This is a genomic window from Methanosalsum natronophilum, from assembly GCF_024808815.1.
GTDB lineage: Archaea > Halobacteriota > Methanosarcinia > Methanosarcinales > Methanosarcinaceae > Methanosalsum > Methanosalsum natronophilum.
This window is the reverse complement of the sequence record NZ_JANUCS010000005.1, coordinates 108,292-115,655: the sequence shown is the minus strand read 5'-3', so window position 1 is coordinate 115,655 and position 7,364 is coordinate 108,292. Positions and strand designations below refer to the sequence as shown.

General features: G+C 37.0%; 6 protein-coding genes, 1 tRNA gene and 2 rRNA genes. 7 read left to right on the top strand and 2 right to left on the bottom strand.

What is annotated here, in order from left to right; all coding sequences use genetic code 11:
* From J2T59_RS04420 to J2T59_RS04390, 7 genes are all read left to right on the top strand, one after another.
* Positions 1–114, top strand: a 23S ribosomal RNA gene (locus J2T59_RS04420); the annotation flags it as partial.
* Positions 115–290: 176 nt separating this feature from the next.
* A tRNA-Cys gene (locus J2T59_RS04415) sits at positions 291–362 on the top strand.
* A gap of 46 nt (positions 363–408) precedes the next feature.
* Positions 409–530 (top strand): 5S ribosomal RNA (gene rrf / locus J2T59_RS04410).
* A gap of 135 nt (positions 531–665) precedes the next feature.
* Entirely contained in the window at positions 666–2,141 is a 1,476-nt protein-coding gene (gene tgtA / locus J2T59_RS04405) for a tRNA guanosine(15) transglycosylase TgtA (protein ID WP_259134335.1), read from the top strand.
* A gap of 60 nt (positions 2,142–2,201) precedes the next feature.
* Complete coding sequence (locus J2T59_RS04400) at positions 2,202–3,143, top strand: UbiA family prenyltransferase (protein WP_259134333.1); 942 nt, start codon at positions 2,202–2,204, stop codon at positions 3,141–3,143.
* Positions 3,144–3,179: 36 nt separating this feature from the next.
* A complete protein-coding gene (locus J2T59_RS04395) occupies positions 3,180–4,349 on the top strand; it encodes an NAD(P)/FAD-dependent oxidoreductase (RefSeq protein WP_259134330.1) in 1,170 nt (389 codons plus the stop codon).
* Positions 4,350–4,387: 38 nt separating this feature from the next.
* A complete protein-coding gene (locus J2T59_RS04390; protein WP_259134328.1) occupies positions 4,388–5,542 on the top strand; it encodes a radical SAM/SPASM domain-containing protein in 1,155 nt (384 codons plus the stop codon).
* Between the two features lie 96 nt (positions 5,543–5,638).
* Here the strand turns inward: J2T59_RS04390 and J2T59_RS04385 are convergent, their stop codons facing one another.
* A complete protein-coding gene (locus J2T59_RS04385) occupies positions 5,639–6,496 on the bottom strand; it encodes a coiled-coil protein (protein ID WP_259134326.1) in 858 nt (285 codons plus the stop codon).
* A 51-nt stretch (positions 6,497–6,547) separates the two neighbouring features.
* Positions 6,548–7,186: a phosphoserine phosphatase SerB gene (gene serB, locus J2T59_RS04380; protein WP_259134324.1), complete on the bottom strand. Its 639-nt coding sequence runs from the start codon at positions 7,184–7,186 to the stop codon at positions 6,548–6,550.
* Positions 7,187–7,364 lie beyond the last annotated feature (178 nt).

Sequence of the window (7,364 nt, the reverse complement as noted above, 5' to 3'; positions counted from 1 at the left end):
AAGAGACCTCAATAAGGTGACCGGTAAAAGACTGGATTGATAGAATCGGGATGTGAGCATTAAGGAAACGAGATGTTAAGTCCGCGATAACTAAAACACCGTGCCTACTGCCAGGAAACTTATACATTCCAGGCGATATCTGGAACTGCTACATAAACATAAACATAAATAACAAGTATACGAGAAAACTTACACGGCATAATAAAAAACATCAATCATACAAACTGAGCCAAATCAATAAAAGAAAGCTCTACAGGACAATGCGATGAAAACGTGATCTTAAAATAAAAGCCAAGGTGGCGGAACGGCTACGCAATCGCCTGCAGAGCGATACCATTCCGGTTCGAATCCGGACCTTGGCTCTAGATATCAAACATAAGTGATATAATATATGAACTTGAACGCGGACCTGGCGGCCAGAGCGGTAGGGAAACTCCTGTACCCATGCCGAACACAGAAGATAAGACTGCCAGCGTTCCACTCTGTACTGCGGTGCGAGAGCCTCCGGGAACAGTGGATCGCTGCTAGGTCCGATCACTTTAACATTAACTTTTAATTTGATTTTTAATTTAATTTAATTTAAACCTTTTTTTAGCAATGATAACTAAGTTTCTTTTTATTGCGTCAAGAGATATTATATACTTGTAATAGTATGAATTGTGCTCATGACAAAATCATTTGAGATATTGAAAAGAGATGTTGCAGGCAGGATTGGAAAACTGAGTACACCACATGGTACAGTTGAAACACCGACTGTAATGCCTGTAATCAATCCCAATATACAACTTGTGGATCCATTTAAAATGAAGGAGATGGGTGCAGAAATCTTAATCACAAACTCATATATCATATACCGAAAAGAAAAGCTTGCTACAAAAGCACTAAATGATGGACTCCATTCGCTTATAGGTTTTGATGGCCCTATAATGACGGATTCAGGTTCTTTTCAACTATCAGTCTATGGCGAAGTTGAAGTTGATAATAGGGAGATAATAGAGTTTCAGGAGCGTATAGGTTCAGATATAATTGTTCCTCTTGATATTCCTACACCTCCAGATGTACTAAAAGAACAAGCTGAGAAGGAACTTGGTATCACAGTTGACAGATTGGAAGAAGCTAGAAAGGTATTAAGTAAAACTAATAGGTTAGTTGCAGGACCAATACAAGGTTCTACTTATACAGACCTTCGATCGGAGGCAGCGACCCAAGCTACAAAAATAGGATTTGATGTATATCCAATTGGTGCAGTTGTTCCTTTAATGGAATCTTATAGGTACGCGGATTTAGTTGATGTAATAGTTTCATCTAAAATGGGAATGAACCCAAATTACCCCGTTCACTTATTTGGTGCAGGCCACCCAATGATGTTCAGTCTCGCAGTAGCACTTGGTTGTGACTTGTTTGATTCAGCTGCATATGCACTTTATGCAAAGGATGGCAGGTACATAACGATCAATGGAACCTATCATTTGACCAATTTGAAATACTTGCCATGCTCGTGCCCAATATGTCAAAACCATACTGTTGAAGAATTGAAGAACGATAATGACTCAACCAAACTTCTAGCAGAACATAACCTTTATGTTACCTTTGAAGAGATCCGAACCATCAAACAAGCTATCCATGAAGGTAATTTGCTAGAACTAGTTGAAATGAGATGCAGAAGTCATCCTCGGTTGTTAGATGGTCTGAAAAGACTTTATTCATACTCTTCTTGGCTTGAACAGTATGATCCAGTATCAAAATCCACTTTTTTCTATTGCGGCCCTGACTCTGCAACTAGACCAGAGGTACTAAGGTACTCTACTAGATTAAACCGGTTCAATATAGTAGGCAAAACTTTGATTCGTAATCCAGGGTTAAACCTGAAAACTTCAGGTTATGATAATATATTTGATTTTAAACCACCTTTTGGACCATATCCAACTGAATTATCTGAAGTGTACCCGTTCAACACCGAACTTAGTGAGAACTATGACTATGAAGCACTTACTAGCGCATTAAAAAATACATTAAAGATTATAGAGAACAATCCAGAGTCAGAATTCACTTTTGTAAAAACAGAGGACATGTCACACCCAATATTGGAACAAATTGAAGATTTGGCGTGTATCATTGATTATACTGATAAAAGAAAATAATGGAACTATAACAAGACTAATATATAATACTGAAATCTAGGGTTTATATCGGTGGTATAAGTGGTATCTTCAAAAGACTCTAAACCCAGAAATCCATATTTAGACATGTTAAGGCCTGAGATTGCTGATATGAATATTGCACTCCCGGCAGCAAGTGCTTTACTTGCATCTTATACAGCTATTCAATCCTTTCCTGAATTGGTTCCTTTTATTATTGCTATAATCGGAGGATATGCTGCAATAACCAGCTCTTATGTCTATAACGATTGTTGTGATATTGATATTGATAAAGCTAATTTACCGAATAGACCCCTCCCATCTTCAAGAATAACAAGGGAACAGGGTTTAAAATACTCTTTTCTCCTTTTCGTAGTTGCTTCAGTGGCAGCATTTTACTTGAATCCAGAATCATTTGTTGTATTATTAATTGCAGTACTGACAATAAGTATCTATTCTAAAATAGTTAAAAGAACCACTCCATTAAGTTTTGTTCCGGTAGGTATTTCCTACGGGTTAGTACCTATTGGGATCTGGCTGGCATTCGACCCAGCTGGTATTTTAAAAGGCACTTCTGATACGATTCTACCACTGCCTGCAATTTTCTTTGGGATAATGATGTGTGTTACTGATTGGGGTTTTACTTTATCAGGTGTATCACGTGATGTAGAAGGTGATAGAGCTAATAATGCACCTACATTACCTGTGACATATGGTATTCCATTCACATCAAAATTAGTAAGTGTGTTTTGGACAGTGGGAGTAATCGCATCTCTGCTTATAGGCTGGACTGCTTCACTAGGTCCAGTGTTTTTTGCAGGAGCCATTATAGGCGGTATATGGATATTGGCACAAGCATTGGACTTTGTCAAAAACCCAATTCCTGACCGTGGTAGCCAACTTTTCATTCAAGGTGCACGTTATAGGGGTGCTATGTTTGCTTCCCTCATAATCGATGTTGTATTATCGTTAACAATAGCAAGCTATACTGGACTTTTATGGTGATCTGATAATTGAAGTTATGGGATGTACTTGATATAAATGAAATCAAAAGAGAATACTGATGTTCTTGTGATAGGATTTTCGCCAGCAGGTCTAATGGCTGCAAGGAACATTGCAAGAAAAGGATTGAAAGTGATACTCATCGATAAAAAAGATGAACCTGGAAATCCATCACATCCCTCAAATACTTTTTTTAAAGCAATGATGGATGTAGCGGGTGAAGAAATTGATGATTCATACATAATCCATAGACTAAAAGGTGCTAAAATCTTTGCACCATCAGGAAAATATGTTGTTGTAGAATCACCTGGATATTTTATTGATCGATCAAAATTTGATATTCTTTATGCCCAAAGGATCAAGGATGAAGGTGTAGATATTAGGATGAGTGTAGAGGCATATAATGTGATACGTTCTAATGGACGTTTTACAGTAAGTACATCAATTGGACCTATTACAAGCAAACTAGTAATTGTATCAGATGGAATCAACTCAAAACTTGCTAGTCTGCTAGGTCTCAATCCTGTAAAATACCCAGATGATATCGCATGGGCAATGGAAGCTGAAGTCACTGCTAATAATATTGGTGAAAATGATTATTTTGAGTATCATGTAGGAAGCATAGCTCCAGGCTGGAAGTCAACATACTCACCATGTGGTGGTGATAAAGCTACACTTGGAGTATATGTTAGAAGAAATGGAGATGATGTTTCATCTTTCTTTGAGAATTGGATCACTAAGTTCAAAAAGGAAAAAGGACTAGATTCGATGACTATTGGTGAGAAAAAGGTAGGTGGTGACCCAATAGCTACTATCCCTTCACAAATAGTGAGTGATGGGGTCTTGGTAACAGGGGGTTCTGCGGGTCAATCAGGTATTGGTTATGGTATGCGTGCCGGCCAGATATGTGGAGATGTTGCTGCAGAATCCATTCTTAGAAATGATACATCGACTGGCTTCTTATCAAAATACAAAAAAATGTGGAACGATGAGTTCAGGTATGAATATTATTTGGGTAGAGTTGCTCTTGAAACTCTTCGAAAAATGAGTGATAAAGAGATTGATAACCTCATGGAAACGTTTATTGATGAAGACATTTCATCAATTGCAGGTACACCGGTACAAAAAGGTATCAAAATGGCACGTATTATGTTAAAGAACAATCCCAGATCAATGCTTTCTATGCTGGCTATACTAAGAAATAAATAACCATTTTATTTTTTTATATCTATTGGATTGGTGTTTAGATGAAATATTATTTGTATAAAAGCCCACTTTTCAAAGTTTATGCAGAAATTCATGATGGACTGGTAAAAATTAAGACCAAAGGAATTGGTTCATCTCTTATGAAACCGGTAATAAGCGAAATGTTAGATATCTTTGATAACGTTAAACCGGCCAAAGTTGAAGATGAACACTTGATATTTTCTACATGGATGCCACCGATCCCGAGCACAGCGTTTAGTAGATTAGTTTCAAGTCAAACAAGTTCAATGCGTGGAAAAATGGTTCCAGAACAGGTAACCATATCAATTACTGAAGATTGCCCGAACAGTTGTGTGCATTGTGCCTTACCTGATACGAAGAATAAGAAGTCCCTGACTCCTGATATGATAATTGATGTTATAAACCAAGTAATTAAAATGGGGACAACACTAATAATTTTTGATGGCGGGGAACCCTTAGTGTATGATGGTCTTGAATCTCTAATTTCACATGTAGATCATAATAGGGCAATACCTACTATATTTACTTCTGGTACAGGCTTAAATAAAGATAAAGCATTAAAATTAAAAAATGCTGGCCTATATGCCGTAAATGTTAGTTTGGACAGTGCTCAGCCTGCTAAACATGACCAGATGCGAGGCAGAGATGGAGTTTATGAAGAAGCAATCTCTGCAATAAATAATTCTTTAGATGCAGGACTACTTGTCAACATTTATGTTGTATTATCATCTAATAACATTGATGAACTTGATGATTTCTACGACTTGGCCGATAGTATGGGTGTACATGAACTCTCTTTTTATGAAATAGTGCCAACTGGTAGATGGGAAGACCGAATGGATAGTATACTCAGTGATAAGGATCACGATAAGTTGGATGAGTTTCTTGAAAGAGTACGCTGGAAAGAAGGACCTAGAGTATTCTCCATACCACATGCAATGAAGTCAACTGGGTGTTTTGCTGGCCGTAAATGGATTCATGTAACTCCTGAAGGAGAAGTATTTCCATGTGCATGCATTCCATATTCATTTGGGAATATCCATGATAAAACCTTGGACAAGATATGGAAACAGATGAGGAATGATAAAACATTTGCTTCAAAGACGAGCTCATGTCATATGCGCAATACTGAGTTTAGAGAAAATTATCTAGGTATTCTAACGCCTAAAAAATAGATGTAGAATTAATATTGAGGAGATTAACGGTCTGATAATTGTATACCGATAATCTGCTCACATTTGGATTTAATTGTATTATGTTATGATCTATATTTATAACATACCCGCTTTTTGAAGTAGCATCAAGTTTTCAGTTGTAAGTTTTTCTCCTTCCTTGAACTTGTGGAATATATCTTCTGCATCTCTTCTGATATCTTCCTTGGAAGCTTCTTTCTTTACAACATCATCAGATTTCTTAAGTTTTCGAACTTCTTTTTCAATCTCACGGATTTCCTTTTGAGCATTGATGAACTTCTTGTGCTGTTCATCAGCAGTTTCCTGGAACTTAACGAATTCTCGGTGTGCTGAATCGGATTCTGCTCTTATTTTATCTGCTTCTTTAAAGGTTGAAATCATCTTGTCATGATACTCTTGAGCTTTTTGGGCGTGTTCTGTTAATTTAGTATGATACTCTGAAGCTTCATCTCTAATAGCCTGTGCTTGAGTTAAAAGTTCTTTCAGTTCACTATTGTTCTCAAGTTGTTCTTTTTTCTCGATGTAAAGTTTCTGAAGCTCGGTGATCTTGTTAACAATCTCTCGTTCTTTATTTGGAGTTAGGACCTCAGTTTGCTGTGCGAACTCTAACCTGTCAATATCGCGTCTAATCTCTTTCATCGAAGGACCACCAATATTGTTTTCACTTCGAATAGAGTCTACTTTCGCGAACAGCTCATTTGCCTTTGCGTTAATCTCGTCACGTTTGGTTTTATTGATCTGAACGTTTTCATTGTGCTCATCACGTAATTTCTTGTACTCTTGAGCTTCATTTATTAGGTCTTTTGTTTTCTTGTTCAGTTCATTCCTCTTAGCTGCGAGTTCACTAGCTTTTGTATTCAGGTCATTTCTTTTTTCTTTATATTCTTCTGATAATTCTTTTAATTCTTTTCTCTTATCGTTCAATTCCTTTAACATATCTTATTTAACCTCCTTGTCCAGCAATAAATTGCTGGCATTCATGCATTTCTAATGCACGATCCTAAGTTCCATTCCCTCATCAATTGCTTTGATGATAGGAATGATACCTCTTAAATCTTTTTTAGTGATTACTACGTCTGCATAGGGGCGAAGTATTGGTTTTGGGTTGAAAGCAATAGCATATTTTGCTCTTTTGAAAATACATATATCATTGGCTCCGTCACCAACAACAACACAATCTTCGGGAGCTAAGTTGTTTTCATAAGCTATTATTTCCAGTATTTTTTCCTTTGAGTCTTTTGCTGTAAGTGGCCCTTCAACAGAACCTGTAAGAGTTCCGTTTTTTACAATGAGTTCATTAGCAAAAACGTAATCTATGCCAAGCCGTTCTCCAATATCTTCAGCGGCTATCATGAAACCACCTGATATCATTGCTGTAATGTATCCCGCTGATTTAACGTGACGTATAAGATCCTGAGCACCTTTCATCAGTTGCATCTGCTTGATAGCTTTTTTAGCATCATTTAGATTGAGTCCTTCTAGTAACTTGACTCTTTCTACCAATGCATCAGCATAATCTATCTTGCCCTCCATAGCTTTTTTTGTGATTTCAGATACTTCTTCCATCACACCAGCTACACTCGCAAGCTCATCAATGGTTTCAGCGTCTATAAGAGTACTGTCCATATCAAAAACAATTAATTTAGCTAGTATATCTGTAGACTGATTAGTGTAATTCACTCGATCAAACCTGAATGTTAGAAAATGCTAATTGGTAATAATGATCAGATTAAGATTCTCTGGGTTTGTCGCAACAATAGGCAACATTACTTTTAACCTTTTCGCCTGATTAAGTAGACATTTG

Coding starts and splice junctions, on each gene's coding strand:
- J2T59_RS04395 (WP_259134330.1), top strand. CDS start 3,180: ATGAAATCAAAAGAGAATACTGATGTTCTTGTGATAGGATTTTCGCCA.
- tgtA (WP_259134335.1), top strand. CDS start 666: ATGACAAAATCATTTGAGATATTGAAAAGAGATGTTGCAGGCAGGATT.
- J2T59_RS04390 (WP_259134328.1), top strand. CDS start 4,388: ATGAAATATTATTTGTATAAAAGCCCACTTTTCAAAGTTTATGCAGAA.
- serB (WP_259134324.1), bottom strand. CDS start 7,186: ATGGACAGTACTCTTATAGACGCTGAAACCATTGATGAGCTTGCGAGT.
- J2T59_RS04385 (WP_259134326.1), bottom strand. CDS start 6,496: ATGTTAAAGGAATTGAACGATAAGAGAAAAGAATTAAAAGAATTATCA.